The sequence below is a fragment of the Rhodococcus tukisamuensis NBRC 100609 genome (assembly GCF_001894985.1).
In the GTDB taxonomy this organism is placed as follows: domain Bacteria; phylum Actinomycetota; class Actinomycetes; order Mycobacteriales; family Mycobacteriaceae; genus Rhodococcus_G; species Rhodococcus_G tukisamuensis.
In genome coordinates, this window is record NZ_BCXG01000005.1 from 298,119 (window position 1) to 311,466 (window position 13,348).

Annotated in this window: 15 protein-coding genes and 1 pseudogene; 6 read left to right on the plus strand and 10 right to left on the minus strand. The window is 69.1% G+C overall.

From position 1 onward, the window contains the following. Positions 1-4: 4 nt before the first annotated feature. From RT2_RS08355 to rimP, 3 genes are read right to left on the minus strand one after another with little or no spacing between them, the layout of a single operon-like run. Positions 5-313 carry a YlxR family protein gene (locus RT2_RS08355; protein WP_072844189.1) on the minus strand — a complete coding sequence of 103 codons (309 nt, stop codon included), beginning with the start codon at positions 311-313 and terminating at the stop codon, positions 5-7. Between the two features lie 44 nt (positions 314-357). After that, a complete protein-coding gene (gene nusA / locus RT2_RS08360) occupies positions 358-1,389 on the minus strand; it encodes a transcription termination factor NusA (RefSeq protein WP_072844191.1) in 1,032 nt (343 codons plus the stop codon). Positions 1,390-1,393: 4 nt separating this feature from the next. Then, positions 1,394-1,996 carry a ribosome maturation factor RimP gene (rimP, locus tag RT2_RS08365; protein ID WP_072844194.1) on the minus strand — a complete coding sequence of 201 codons (603 nt, stop codon included), beginning with the start codon at positions 1,994-1,996 and terminating at the stop codon, positions 1,394-1,396. 132 nt (positions 1,997-2,128) lie between these two features. Here rimP and RT2_RS08370 point away from each other — a divergent pair, with 132 nt between their 5' ends. Both RT2_RS08370 and RT2_RS08375 read left to right on the plus strand, forming a co-directional pair. Continuing rightward, positions 2,129-2,635: a hypothetical protein gene (locus RT2_RS08370; protein ID WP_169888217.1), complete on the plus strand. Its 507-nt coding sequence runs from the start codon at positions 2,129-2,131 to the stop codon at positions 2,633-2,635. Next, complete coding sequence (locus tag RT2_RS08375; RefSeq protein WP_072844195.1) at positions 2,632-3,087, plus strand: ferritin-like domain-containing protein; 456 nt, start codon at positions 2,632-2,634, stop codon at positions 3,085-3,087. Before RT2_RS08370 ends, RT2_RS08375 begins: the two co-directional genes overlap by 4 nt. A gap of 28 nt (positions 3,088-3,115) precedes the next feature. Here RT2_RS08375 and RT2_RS08380 read toward each other — a convergent pair whose 3' ends face one another. Together RT2_RS08380 and RT2_RS08385 are read right to left on the minus strand one after the other, a co-directional pair. Further along, on the minus strand, positions 3,116-4,222 hold the full coding sequence (locus RT2_RS08380; protein WP_245709173.1) for a PQQ-dependent sugar dehydrogenase: 1,107 nt from the start codon (positions 4,220-4,222) through the stop codon (positions 3,116-3,118). Positions 4,223-4,335: 113 nt separating this feature from the next. Further along, positions 4,336-5,766, minus strand: coding sequence for a DHA2 family efflux MFS transporter permease subunit (locus RT2_RS08385; protein ID WP_072844288.1), 1,431 nt, complete (start codon positions 5,764-5,766; stop codon positions 4,336-4,338). Between the two features lie 103 nt (positions 5,767-5,869). On the opposite strand from RT2_RS08385, the gene RT2_RS08390 reads away from it, so the two are divergent. Next, complete coding sequence (locus tag RT2_RS08390; RefSeq protein WP_072844197.1) at positions 5,870-6,496, plus strand: TetR/AcrR family transcriptional regulator; 627 nt, start codon at positions 5,870-5,872, stop codon at positions 6,494-6,496. Positions 6,497-6,785: 289 nt separating this feature from the next. Here the strand turns inward: RT2_RS08390 and RT2_RS08395 are convergent, their stop codons facing one another. Both RT2_RS08395 and RT2_RS26795 read right to left on the minus strand, forming a co-directional pair. Continuing rightward, positions 6,786-7,685 (minus strand): hypothetical protein, encoded by a 900-nt coding sequence (locus tag RT2_RS08395; RefSeq protein ID WP_139280376.1) that lies wholly within the window; start codon positions 7,683-7,685, stop codon positions 6,786-6,788. 896 nt (positions 7,686-8,581) lie between these two features. Beyond that, positions 8,582-9,261 (minus strand): annotated as a pseudogene (locus tag RT2_RS26795) (O-methyltransferase). A gap of 137 nt (positions 9,262-9,398) precedes the next feature. Between RT2_RS26795 and RT2_RS08405 the strand changes: the two are divergent. The 3 genes from RT2_RS08405 (at position 9,399) to RT2_RS08415 (ending at position 11,483) form a co-directional block, all read left to right on the plus strand. Continuing rightward, complete coding sequence (locus RT2_RS08405; protein WP_072844201.1) at positions 9,399-9,926, plus strand: nuclear transport factor 2 family protein; 528 nt, start codon at positions 9,399-9,401, stop codon at positions 9,924-9,926. Beyond that, positions 9,923-10,756, plus strand: coding sequence for an SDR family NAD(P)-dependent oxidoreductase (locus RT2_RS08410; RefSeq protein ID WP_072844203.1), 834 nt, complete (start codon positions 9,923-9,925; stop codon positions 10,754-10,756). The genes RT2_RS08405 and RT2_RS08410 overlap by 4 nt, the downstream gene beginning before the upstream one ends. A 106-nt stretch (positions 10,757-10,862) precedes the next feature. Next, positions 10,863-11,483, plus strand: coding sequence for an FHA domain-containing protein (locus tag RT2_RS08415; protein ID WP_072844205.1), 621 nt, complete (start codon positions 10,863-10,865; stop codon positions 11,481-11,483). Here the strand turns inward: RT2_RS08415 and RT2_RS08420 are convergent, their stop codons facing one another. The 3 genes from RT2_RS08420 to RT2_RS08430 all read right to left on the minus strand — a co-directional run. Further along, positions 11,484-12,464: an alpha/beta fold hydrolase gene (locus RT2_RS08420; RefSeq protein ID WP_072844207.1), complete on the minus strand. Its 981-nt coding sequence runs from the start codon at positions 12,462-12,464 to the stop codon at positions 11,484-11,486. Positions 12,465-12,525: 61 nt separating this feature from the next. Continuing rightward, positions 12,526-12,825 (minus strand): hypothetical protein, encoded by a 300-nt coding sequence (locus RT2_RS08425; protein ID WP_072844208.1) that lies wholly within the window; start codon positions 12,823-12,825, stop codon positions 12,526-12,528. An 86-nt stretch (positions 12,826-12,911) separates the two neighbouring features. Continuing rightward, positions 12,912-13,348 (minus strand): hypothetical protein (locus RT2_RS08430; RefSeq protein WP_072844210.1); only part of this gene is annotated, 437 nt, incomplete at its 5' end.

A 13,348-nucleotide genomic window follows, 5' to 3' on the forward strand; every position in this document is an offset into this window, starting at 1 on the left:
TCGATCACGAGATCTGCTCGATCTCCCGATCCAGTGCCGCCGTGTCCAGGGTTCCGGACACTCGCAGCGCTCTGCCGAATGCTCGGCGCTTCTCCGCCAGGCTCAGACAGTTCGGTTCGGGGTGCAACCACGCACCTCGTCCCGGGAGCCTGCGCCGAGGATCGGGCACCGCGGCCCAGCCCTCCGGCTGAACCTCGCGTGCGACGACCCGCAGCAGATCCGCGGCCAGCGCGCGTTTACGGCATCCGACGCACGTGCGCACCGGTTGACCGGTGCATTCGCGCGTCTCCGCCGAAAACTCATGCTGAGCCATCGACCACTCTACCGCTGTTGACAACAGTTACGTACATGCCGCCCCTAAACGCGCGTCGACGCAGGTCCGGACGGCGAGTCAGTCACCGGCGCGGCGTCGGATCGGATGTCGATCCGCCAGCCCGTCAAGCGTGCAGCCAGGCGGGCGTTTTGCCCCTCCTTGCCGATGGCCAGCGACAACTGGAAGTCGGGGACCACCACGCGCGCGGCGCGCGCGTCGGCGTCCACCACTGTGACGGACACAACCTTCGACGGCGACAGCGCGTTGCCCACGAACCGGGCCGGGTTGTCGTCGAAGTCGATGATGTCGATCTTCTCGCCGGCCAGTTCGCTCATCACGTTGCGCACCCGCTGGCCCATCGGGCCGATGCACGCGCCCTTGGCGTTGAGACCCTGGACCCGGGACGCGACGGCGATCTTGGTGCGGTGACCGGCCTCGCGCGCGACCGCGACGATCTCGACCGAGCCGTCCGCGATCTCGGGCACCTCGAGCGCGAAGAGCTTGCGCACGAGGTTCGGGTGGGTGCGCGAGAGGGTGATCTGCGGGCCGCGCTGGCCGCGGGTGACACCCACGACGTAGCACTTGATCCGCTCGCCGTGCTCGTAGGTCTCCCCCGGCACCTGCTCGGCCGCGGGCAGCACGCCCTCGGCTCCGTTGGCCTCGCTGCCGATCCGCACCACGACCATGCCGCGGGCGTTGGCACGGGTGTCGCGCTGGATGATGCCGCCGACGATCTCGCCCTCGTGGGTGGAGAACTCGCCGAAGCTCTTCTCGTGCTCGGCGTCCCGCAGTCTCTGCAGGATCACCTGCCGGGCCGTGGTCGCGGCGATCCGGCCGAAGCCCTCGGGGGTGTCGTCCCACTCCTCACCGACGATGTTGCCGTCGGAGTCGACCTCGCGGGCCATCACCCGGACGATGCCGCTCTTGGTGTCCACGTCGATGCGGGCGTGGGACTGGTGCCCCTCGGTGTGCCGGTAGGCGGTGAGCAGCGCGGTCTGGATGGTCTCGATGATCGTGCCGACCGAGATCCCCTTGTCTTCCTCAATGGCGCGCAGCGCGGCAATGTCGATATTCACTTGTCTACCCTTCTACCTGAAATTCGTCGTCTGTCTCGTCTGTCTCGTCCGCGCCTGCGGTCAGGTCCACCGCGTCGTCGACGTCGGTGGGCAGGACCCGACCCTCGGCCACCCCGCCCGCGAGTTCGAGCTCGGCCGGGTTGGGCTTCGAAAACTCCACCTGCACTACCGCTTTCACCACATCGGCGAGGGCGATCTCCCGCACCGTCGGTCCACCCTTGCCGGGCAGCACCAGCGCGACGACGCCGTCGCCGAGGGCACCCACCCGGCCGGTCAGCTGCTCGTCGGCGAACTGGACCGCCACCTTGCGGCCGCGCGCGCGACGCCAGTGCCGGGGTTCGGTGAGCGGGCGGTCGACACCGGGCGAGGTGACCTCGAGCGTGTACGGGGTCTCGCCGAACTCGGTTGCGGCGTCGAACGCGTCGGAGATCACCCGGCTCAGCTCGGCGACCGCGTCCAACTCGAGGCCGGCATCGCCGTCCACCATCACGCGGACCACGCTGTGCTTGCCGGCCTGGGTGACGGTGACGTCCTCCAGGTCGTATCCCTGTCGGTCTACAAGACCGGAGAGGAGTTCGACCACCCTCTCCTTTGACGGAACCGGCATCAGTGGAACTCCTCGTTCAGTTGTGTTCGGATCACAAGTCTTCGGCGCGAAGACTAAGGATATCGTGCATTTGACCCTCCGGTGACCAGCCTGGGTTCGGATGCCCGACAGCACACCTGACAGGATGGGTCCGTGCCTGCAGCCCTCATCAGCCCCGCGCTCTCACGACGCGGCGCCTTCCGGGTGGCCGGCGCCGCGGCCCTCGGCCTCGCCGCCCTCGGCGCCACCGCCGGATGCGCCGGTTCCGGTTCGAACGACGAGGCCCGGGAACCGGACCCCCTGCTCGTCCCGCTGGCCGCGGCCAGACGGGACGCGGCCGCGGCCACCGCCGCCGCGGCCCTGGCACCCGACCGGGCCGGGGCCCTGACCGTCGTCGCGAACGAACGCACCGCCCACGCCGACGCGCTGTCCGCCGAGATCCTCCGGGCCGCCGGCAGCGAGGCCACCGCGACCACCACCGCGGCGCCGAGCACCACCGCCGCCTCGGCGCCCCCGGCAGTGGACGACGTCCGCGCCGGCCTGGCCGATTCGCAGCGCGGCGCGGCCGCTCTGGCGCGGCGCCTGGACGGCTACCGGGCCGGACTCCTCGGCTCCATCAGCGCGGCCGTGGCCGTGCAGCAGGCGGTGTTGCTGCCATGACCTCCCCCACCACCTCGCTCGGGCCCGAGCAGCAGGCCCTGGTCGACGCCCTGCGCGCCGAGCACGCCGCCGTGTTCGCCTACGGGATCGTCGCGGCCTTCTCCAACCCCGCGCGGATAGGACAGATCTCGGCGGACGCCGCATCGCACCGGGCCCGGCGCGATGCCACCGTCGACGCGCTCGTCGCGGCGAGCGTGACCCCGCCTGGCGCCGAGCCCGGGTACACCATCCCGTTCCCGGTCACCGACCCGACCACCGCGGTCCAGCTCGCCGCCCGGGTGGAGGGTGACGCCGCGGTCGCGTGGCGGTCGGTGATCGAACGCGCACAGTCCGAGCACACCCGGGGCGTCGCGGTCGACGCCCTCACCGAAACCGCTCTGCGCCTTGCGAACTGGCAGGCGGTTCTCGGCGTCACACCGCCGACCACGGCGTTCCCCGGTCAGCCCGGCTAGGGCATTGTGTGGCGTCGCCGTGCGCCAGTCACCGCCCTCCCACCGTCACCGCGAGTATGCGGTCGTCGCCGATCCCGGGGGAACCGCGCCCGTCTCGGTTGGAGGTGGTCACCCACAGGCGGCCGTCGGGCGCGAACGCCACGGTGCGCATCCGGCCGTACTCGCCGACGAAGAAGTCGCGCGGTTCGGCGGCGGTGCCGGTGGTGACGTCGATGCGCCAGAGCCGTTGCCCGCGCAGCGCCGCCATCCACAGACGGCCTTGCGCGTAGGCCAACCCCGACGGCGACGCCTCGGAGACACCCCAGGTCAGCTGGGGATCTGTGTACGGTTCGCGACCGCCGACTCCTTCTGTCGCGGGCCATCCGTAGTTGCCGCCGGGTTGGATGCGATTGAGTTCGTCGGATCGACTCGAGCCGAACTCGCTGGCCCAAAGCGTCCCGTGGTCGTCGAAGGCGAGGCCCTGCACATTGCGGTGGCCCAGGCTCCAGACCGGCGAGGTCGGGGTCGGGTTGCCCGGCGCGGGTCGACCGTCGGTGGTGATACGAAGTATCTTGCCGCCCAACGAATCCGGTTCCTGCGCGAGGTCCCGATCCCCGGCTTCGCCGGTGGACACGTAGAGGTATCCGTCCGGCCCGAAGGCGAGACGTCCGCCGTCGTGGATGGACCCGGCGGGGATGCCGTCGAGGATGACATCGAGCGCGCCGAGTCCCCCGTCGTGGAGTGTGGTGCGTACGACCCTGTTGTCGGTGCTCGTGGTGAAGTAGAAGTACACGAACCGGTCGGTGTCGAAGGTCGGCGAAACGGCGACGCCGAGCAGACCCGCCTCGCCCCGCGGCGCTGCCGGGTCGATCGTTCCGACCACCGTCGTCCGGCCGTCACGAACAGCGAGGACTCGGCGCGTGTCTCGTTCGGTGACGATCGCCGTTGTGTCGGGGAGGAACGCGAGTCCCCACGGGGTCTCGAGTCCCTCGGCGATCGTGTCCACGACGGTCGGGGCCTGCGAATCCTGGGCCGGCGCCTCGGCGTTCGTCGCCTGGGCCGAAGTGGCGCCCCCGGTTGTGCCGGGGTTGCCGGAGACGCAACCGGTCAGACCGAGGAGAAGGACCAGCACGACGAGCACTCTCACGCCGGTCACCTGCCTTCCGTCACTTCCATGCTCACGCTGGGAGACGCGCGAACGGTAGACCTGACGCCACGGACCCATCATATGAGTCACGGTCGACCCGTGAGCGGCCCTTCGTACTGCCTCTACACCGACTGCTCCTTGCGGCTCGGCATCGCCAGCGCCGCCACGATCGCGACGACGACGGAGGCCGCGCCTACCAGCAGCGCGGGCTGCAGGCCGTCCGCGTAGCCCGCCGGGGTGAGGCTGCCGCCCTTGCCGAGGAACACCGCGGTCAGCACCGCGACACCGAGCGCGACGCCGACCTCGCGGATCGTCGAGTTCACGGAACTTGCTGTGGCGTGGTCGACCTCGGCCATGTCGATGAGAACCGCGGTGGCACTGGGAGCGAAGGTCAGGCCCATCCCGATGCCCGCCATCGCGAGCGCCGGCACCATCGCCCCGTAGCTGGTGCCGGGTTCGAGGATCATCGCCATCCACACCAGCGACGCCGCCTGCAGGGTCAGACCGGAGACCAGCAGCGGACGCAGCCCGACCCGCGGCGCCAGGATGCCGGCGATCGGCGCCACCACCATCGGTGCGGCGGTCCACGGCAGGGTGCGCAGGCCGGCCTGGAACGGCGTGTAGCCCATCACGATCTGCAGGTACTGGGCGAGCAGGAACACCGCACCGAACATCCCGAGCGTGAAGGCGAGGCCGATCACGTTGGCGACCGAGAAGCTGCGGGAGCGGAACAGTCGCATCGGCATCACCGGGTTCGGGGTGCGCAGCTCGTGGATCACGAAGCCGGTCAGGGCGAGTGCCGACGCGGCGAGCGAACCGAGGACCATCGCCGAGGTCCAGCCGTCGTCGTTGCCGTGCACGATCGCCCACACCCCGAGGAACACGCCGGCCCCGGCCAGTGCCACACCGAGCAGGTCCATCGGCGCACGCCGACCGCGGGACTCCCCCAGCGCGTAGAGCGCCAGCGGCACCGCGACCAGGGCCACCGGCACGTTGAGCCAGAAGATCGCCTGCCACGAGACGCCGTCGACAACGGCGCCGCCGATCACCGGGCCGAGCGCGACCCCGAGTCCGGAGACACCACCCCAGACGCCGATGGCGAGCGCGCGCTTCGCGGCCGGAACGGCGCCGGCCAGCAGGGTGAGCGAGAGCGGCATGATCGCGGCCGCACCGACGCCCTGGACGGCCCGCGCCGCGATCAACATCGCGGGGGTCGTCGACAGCGCAGACGCGATCGAGGCCGCGGTGAACAGCGCGATGCCGTAGAGGAAGACGCGGCGCCGGCCCCAGCGGTCGCCGAGGCCGGCCGCGGCGAGCATCAGGGTGGCGAACGCGAGGGTGTAGGCGTTCATGAACCACTGCAGCTGACCCACCGTGGCCTGCAGGTTCTGCTGGATCACCGGGAGCGCGCTGGTCATGACGAGGTTGTCGAGGGTTGCCATGAACATCGGCAGCGAGGCCGCGATCAGGGCCAACCAGATCGGGACCGTCCGACGCGCGGACGACGGTTGCGGCTCGACGAGGACGTCGAGTTGATCGGAGACTGTGGTCATCACTGTTCCTCGGAGATGAGGGCTCCGGATCCGGAGTCGTTTGTAAGCATCGAATGATTACTTGATTCGTCCGACGCTAGTTATCAAGTGATAACCTGTCAATATGTCTGCACCCACGAATTCCCCGCGGCCTACCCGGATGAGCGCACCGGAACGTCGGGAGCTCGTCCTGGCCGCGGCGTCGCGGGCGTTCGCGCGCGGCGGGTACGCGGGCACCAGCACCGACGCGGTGGCCAAGGAGGCCGGGGTCTCCCAGCCCTACGTGGTGCGCATGTTCGGCACCAAGGCGGAACTGTTCCGCGAGGTGCTCGCACGGGCGCTGACCAGGATCGTCGAGACCTTCGACGCGGAACTCGACCGGCTGACGATCGACCCGGACAGCGAGGAGTTCTGGGCCCAGCTCGGCGCCGCCTACGCCGGGCTGATCGCCGACCAGGACCTGCTGCTGGTGATGATGCACGGATTCTCGGCGGGCGGCACCCCGGAGATCGGCGCCCAGGCGCGGTCCACGATGTCCGCGATCTACACCCAGATCCGCACCCGCACCGGCTGCACCCCGGAGAAGGCGCGTGAGTTCATCGCCCAGGGCATGCTGATCAACACGATGCTCGCGATGCGGGCGCCGGAGCACTTCGACGAGGACCCCGCACTCGCGGAACTGTCGGCCTGCGTGTTCGGCGGCACCCTCGACGCCGCGTTGGCCGACGGAATTCACCTGCAGGACACATGACCTGGCCCGCAGACGGCGAAGGAAGCCAGTGCAACCTACAGGCAACCGCACAGCTCGCCTGGATTATTCACGGCCCAGATCAGAGTGTCGAAATGACGGAGAAACAACCGCCGCCGGGTAGTGGAACCCAGCGTCCCCCGCAGGCGACCTGCGGCGTGACTGCCTACCCTCCACCCGAGAAGACGAGATCAGCTCACGACCACAGGACTCCTCGGGACGGCTCGGCCACCCGTGAAAATCGAGGCAGGTCAAGGCACGAAACCCCAGTGGTGACGGTGTCGGCGAGTTTTCAGGCTGGTGCGATCGGCCATTGAAAATAGCGGGTGATCACAGAGCCGGAGGGATTATCTTCTGGGCTGAAGGCGATGTAGGACGAGCCTTCTAATTGGATGTCGAAACGCACCTCGAGGTCGATGATCAGCGGCCGGTCAGCGCGTGGCAACCCGAATTGCAAGGCGGGCATCGGCTGATACCCGGGAAGCGGCTCGGTATGCCCGTAGCCGGTGCCGTCGAGGTCGATCAATTGGCGCGATGAGGTGTTCTCACCGCACAGACGCCAGGTGCCGATGTCGTCAACGAACTGGATGGCCGCCTGGCGGAGGAAGAGCCTGCATTTGGACCATTTGTCGTCGCAGGCCCACGGGCAGTGCTGCAAGTTCGCCCACCCGTAGACGTTGCCGAATAGCTCCACGTATGGCGCGGAATAGTAGCGTCCAGACGCGGAGGGCCCGCGTCGCTCGGGCTGCAGCTCGAATGTCGCCCACGAACCGACCGAAAATGAGATCAGATTGTCGCCGCTGTAGTCGCGGTGTCCGTAGAAGTGCAGTCCGTCGGACTGGTCGTCCGCCTGAATACCGCCCGCCCAGAACCAATTCGTTCTCGCCCACCACATGACGTTGTCGATCGCGCGCGGCGCAGGATCAAGATCGGTCAGCGGCAGATCGAGAGTCGGCAACGGGCTGCCAGTGATTCGTTCCGTGAAGCCTCGCAACGCACTCCGGATTCTGTCGTCAGGGACTTGGTCGGTCTCGTCGCCGTCGGAAGAGAGTAGCCTTCGCTCCTCAGCTGTCACCTTGGTCGACGTAGCCAGTTCGTGACCACGGCCGAGCGCAGCCATCCGACTGGCTCGGTCCTCGTCGAGTGCGCTGATGACATACGCAGGAAGCTCGTGTTCGGGATTCGTACGCACTGTGCTGATTTGATCGGTTACAGATGACATCGAATTCCTCCAGAATTTTGAACCAAATTCGCCGTAAGTCCAGCCTGTATCAGTCCGGCTGAGGCCTGCGAGTAGTCGGCGACCCGAGTTTCGGAGGGCTGAGCGCGAAGCACACATATCCCCGCCAAGATGGGCTGATTCATCCACCAACTCCAGCCACACGCCGAAACCGGACCGGTTGCTGCGGGCCGCTTGGCGGCCTCCTCAAGCCTTAAGGAGAGGCCCGGCAGCCTGGCAACCCCCAGCAGCCATCATGACGCGGGACCAGTGGCAAAAACTCTCCAGCCGAAGAAAAGGACTGGTTGGTCGATACCTGATTGTTCTCTCTCCCGCCCGCGATGTCACTGCTGATTCGCATCTCTAACCACAATCAAGCGTTACGGAACACAGCCCTTGTCATCAGAAGAAACCAGACACCAAATCCCACCCTCGGAGATGATTACCGGGGGACACCGCTTCAGTCGCGCCGACCCGCAGTCGCGGACAGGGTGCAGCGCCCGGGTTATCGCGCTGAGCTCCTGCGGTTGACTGGATCACCTTTGAACCTGCGTGTCCAGTGTCCGGGCCGACTGGCGCAAGGTCCGTCGTGAAGTGCTTGCACTTGACGGCCTCGGGGTTGGTGTTCTCCTTGCAAGATGCGCAGACTCCGCCGTGTGGCAGGTTCTGTGGCGTGATCATGGATTGGCAGTGCTTGCAGCGGAGTGCGTCAGCCTTCACTGTCCTTGCAGAATGGGCACTGAGTTGTCCCGGATTCGTGATCAGACATCGAATAGCCTCCCCACACACCGGCGAGCTCACATCGTGGATCAAGACTCACCTTGGCACGCGGCGCTCACTGCCGCGCCGGCATCGACGCCGGCGGGCCCTCAGTCCCCGACGACCGCGATCGCGAACCCGTCCCATCCCTTCGACCCGACGGTCTGCAACGCCGTCGCGTCCAGTCGCGCTTCTGCCGCCATCAGCGCGAGCATTTCCCGGCACGGGCCTGCGTGTTGGCGGTCGCCGGGGCGCCGACCGCGCCCCGGCGCACCACGTTGTCCACCACGATCACCGTGCCGGGGTGCGCCAGCCGCACCACCCAGCGCACGTATTCGGGGTTGCTCTCCCTGTCAGCGTCGATGAACACCAGGTCGAACGGCTCCTCTGCCTCGAGAGTCGGCAACGAGTCCAGCGCCGCGCCGACGATCACCCGCACCCCGGTCCCAACACTGGCACGGTCGAGATTCGCCCGGGCCACGGCCGCATGCCCGGGGGCGACTCGAGGCTCACCACCACGCCGCCGTCGCCGACCTACCTGGGCAGCCAGATCGTGCTGCACCCGCCGAGGGTCCCGATCCCCAGAACCGTTCGAGCGCCACACATTCGAGCCAGCAAGGCCAGGAACTTGCCCTGGTTGGACGCACCGTCGATGCGAGGCAGGCCTGCCGCATGATTCGCCTCAAGCGCCGCGTCCTGTGCGGTCGGCGCCGATCAGCGTCTCGACCAGGTATTCGTCGCCCGTGCCCCAGCCCAAGCCGTCGCCGCGGCCGTCGTGTTCGGCGTCCATGCCCTGCAGAGTGCGCCCGCTCCATCCGGCAGTTGCCAGCAGTCACCGCCCGCTGATTGGGAGGACCCGCTGCGAGTGTGACGGCGCACACCCTAGGGTCTCCTCACACGCAACAACAGCCACAGACGGGACGCATCTTGGACCTCGCGCAGCGGATCGACAACCTCGAACAGGTCGAGGCGATCAAGAAACTCAAGTACGGGTACTGGCGGGCCTGCGACGCCAAGGACCCGGTCGCCTTCCGGGCCAGCTTCGTGCGCACCGGCGCCGACATCGACTACGGCCGTCTCGGCGCGTTCCAGGACGCCGACCCGATGACGGAGATCTTCACCAAGGTCGCGCTGGCCAAGGTCGACGGCGAGCACGTCATCTACGACATGCACCACGGCATGCACCCGGAGATCACCGTGACCGGCGAGCACACCGCCACCGGTCGCTGGACCCTGCGGTTCCGGCAGGTGAACCTGCTCGACCGCACCGAGACGCTGACCACCGGCGAGTACGACGACGAGTACCTGCTCGAGGACGGCGAGTGGAAGATGTCCAAGTGCCACTTCACGGCGACCTGGTCGATCCAGCAGCCGCTGGCCGCGGACGCGGTCGTCACCGGCAACTTCCCCGCGGCGACGCCGCAGTCGCCCGAGAACACGGTGGTGGACCGATGAGCGAACGCAAGGTCGCCCTCGTCACCGGCGCCAGCCGCAGCGTCGGCAAGGGCGTCGCCCTGGCACTCGGATCGGACGGCTGGACCGTCTACGTCACCTCCCGCGGCGAGGTGGGCACCGGCGGGCCACTCGACGCCACCGTCGGCGAGATCGACGCGCGCGGCGGCAAGGGCGTCGCGGTGCAGTGCGACCACACCGACGACGCCCAGATCCAGCAGCTGTTCGCCCGGATCGCCGAGGAGCAGGACGGCCGGCTGGACCTGCTGGTCAACAACGCCTGGGCGGGCCCGTCCGACGGGTACGCCGGATTCTCGCAGCCGTTCTGGAAGCGCCCGATCAGCGACTGGGATTCGCTGATCGGGATCGGCCTGCGCGCGCACTACGTCGCCAGCGTCGAGGCCGCGAAGCTGATGGTGCCGCGCGGCAGCGGGCTGATCGGCAACATCTCGTCCTTCGGCACCCGCGGGTACCTGCACTCGGTGCTGTACGGGATGTCCAAGGCGGGGCTGGACAAGATGGCGGCGGACATGGCCGTCGAGCTCAAGGGCACCGGGGTCAGCGCGTTGTCCTTCTGGCCCGGCCTGGTCCGCAACGAGGCGATGGTCGCGAGCGGCATGAAGAGCTTCGAGGGGTTCTCCCTCGCGGACGCCGAGACCCCCGAGTTCATCGGGCGGGTGATCGTCGCGCTGGCCAACGACCCGAACGTCGGCGAGCGCAGCGGACACACCCAGATCGTGGCGGAGACCGCGCTGGAGTACGGCATCACCGACGTCGACGGCAACCAGCCGGCCTCGCACCGGGCGGCGTTCGGCGGCGGCGCGCTGTACTGACCGCGCCCCACCCGCCGGCGCCGCTCACAGGTCGCGTCTCCCGGCCCCGCCCTTGCCCGACGGCGGGGCCGGGAGGCACGATTGACCCGTGCCCTCGGAGGTGCCCATGGACAGACCCGCTGAGTCTCGGCTGGTCTACGCCGGTCCCGACGGCAGTCGGCACCTGCTGGACCTGTCGCCCGACCTGCCCCGCCTCACCGTCGGACGCGCCCCGACGTCGGGCCTGCGGCTCGGCGACGACGACGAGGTCTCCCGGCTACACGCGGTGATCGAATGCGTCGGCGCGCACTGGACGATCGTCGACGACGGACTCTCCCGCAACGGCACCTTCGTCAACGGTGACCGCATCGTCGGCCGGCGACGGCTCACCACCGGCGACAGCATCCGGATCGGTGGCACGGTGATGACCTACCAGGAGTTCGGTGGCGAACCGGTCGAGGCGACGATGGTGGCCGCCAACACACCCACCGCCCGGTCGCTGACGGAGACGCAGCGCGCGATCCTGACCGCGCTGTGCCGGCCCTACAAGCACGGCGCGATGTTCGCGAACCCGGCATCGAACCAGCAGATCGCCGCGGAACTCTTCCTCAGTGTCGACACAGTCAAGACGCACCTGCGCACCCTGTTCGGCAAGTTCGGGGTCGAGGACCTGCCGCAGAACCAGAAGCGGGTGCGGCTGGCCGAGCGGGCGATGCACAGCGGCATCATCAACGCCCGCGACCTCTGATCAACCGGTCGCCGTGGCCATGCCCCGGTCGGCCGCGCTCGACCCGACGGCCGCCGCGCCGACTCGCGCCACCAGCGCCGCGATCGCGCCCGCGACCTCCGCCGGGCGCTCGAGGATCACCGAGTGCCCGGCGCCCTCGATCCGCACCAGGTCGGCGGCCGGCAACCGGCTCGCCATCGCGGTCGAGTGCGAGAACGGCGTCAGCAGGTCCGCGCTGCCGCACACCACGACGGACGGGATGCCCGCCAACGTCGTCAGCGTCCCGGTCTCGTCGAATCCCGCGAACGACGCCAGGAAGCCGCACATCGTCGCCACCGAGGTGTCGTTCACCATCGCCGCTGCCACCGCGACTATGCGTGGGTCCACGCTGCGGTTTCCGACGGCCGCGATGCGGACGAGCGCGCCGCACAGGTTGTGACCCAGCCGCCGCGAGCCCTGGGCTATCCGCGGCGTCCACCGGACCGCCGCCTGCAGCACGGACAGCGCGGGGCCGCGCAGCAGCCGTCCGGGTCCGGTGTCGGCCAGCCCGCCCGCCGCCGTCGAGATCAGGGCGAGGCCCGCCAGTCGGTCGCCGACCAGCAGCGGGTTCTGCCGCGCGTAGGTCAGTGCGGTCATCCCGCCCATCGAGTGTCCGACGAGCACCACCGGCCCGTGCGGCGCGACCGCGGCGAGAACCGCGCCGAGGTCGCGGCCGAGTTGCTCGATCGTGTAGGCCGCCGCGGGGGCGTGACCGGACTCGCCGTGCCCCCGGTGGTCGTAGAAGACCATCCGCACCTCGTCGCCCCAGGAACCGGCCAACTGCTCCCGCAGGAACGACCACGACTCCGAGTGCAGGCAGTGCCCGTGCGCGAAGACTGCGGTGACCGGGGCGTCGGGACTGCCGTACTCGCGGACGGCGAGGGGAACGCCGTCGTCGGCAACGACCGTGACCCGACGCCCGCCCGTGAGGACTGTCTTCGACCTGGTGCCCTCGTTCGACATGGTGCCCTCCTCACGTACTTGCTGTATCGGTTCGGCGCCGCGGATCCTTACATCCGGATTGCTACTTCAGGGGCGGCAGTCCCGGGATACTCGGGCCGCTGCCGAGATTCACCCCGCCGGGGCCCGCGCCGATGCCGCCGACACCGATCGGTCCGACGTTGGCGCCGCCGATGGCGACATTGCCGTTCGAGCCGGGGGCACCTGTCACGCCGGGGGCGCCGTTGCCGGGGGCCGCGTTCTGCTGGCCCCCGAAGCCGAAGTCCGGGGTCTGAGCGGATGCGATGCCTGCGCCCGCGGAGAGCATGAGGAAGGCCGCAGCCGCTGCCATGGTGGTGCGTCGGGCGATTGTGTTGTCGAACATTTCTGGTCCCTTCGGAGTGTGGAGGGGGCCGGCACCGGCCTGGTGACGTGGTGCCGGCCCCTGGGTGGTCGGGTCGTGCCGGTGGATCAGCAGAAGATGAACGGGAAGCTGCAGCTCTCCTCGGTGGTCGTCGTGGTCGTGGTGTTGGTGGTGGTCGGGTTGTTCGTCCCGCCCGCGCCGCCGGCGCCACCGGCCCCGCCACCGCCACCGTTCGCGTCACCGGTGGTCGCGTTGCCGCTGTTCCCGCCGATCGCGCCGCCACCGTTTCCGGAGGACACGCCACCCTGGTTGCCGTTGCCGATGTTCACGCCGCCGATGGCCACGTTGCCGTTGCCGCCCGCACCACCGGTGGCGTTGCCACCGTTGCCGGTCTGGGCGTTACCCGACTGGGCGGATCCGCCCGCGCCACCGGGTGCGCCCGCACCGCCGTTCGCGTCAGCGGAGGCGATGCCCGCTCCGGCGGCCAGGGCGAAGGCGGCGATGGCTGCGGTAGCGAAAGCGCGCTTGATGGTGTTCGACATTG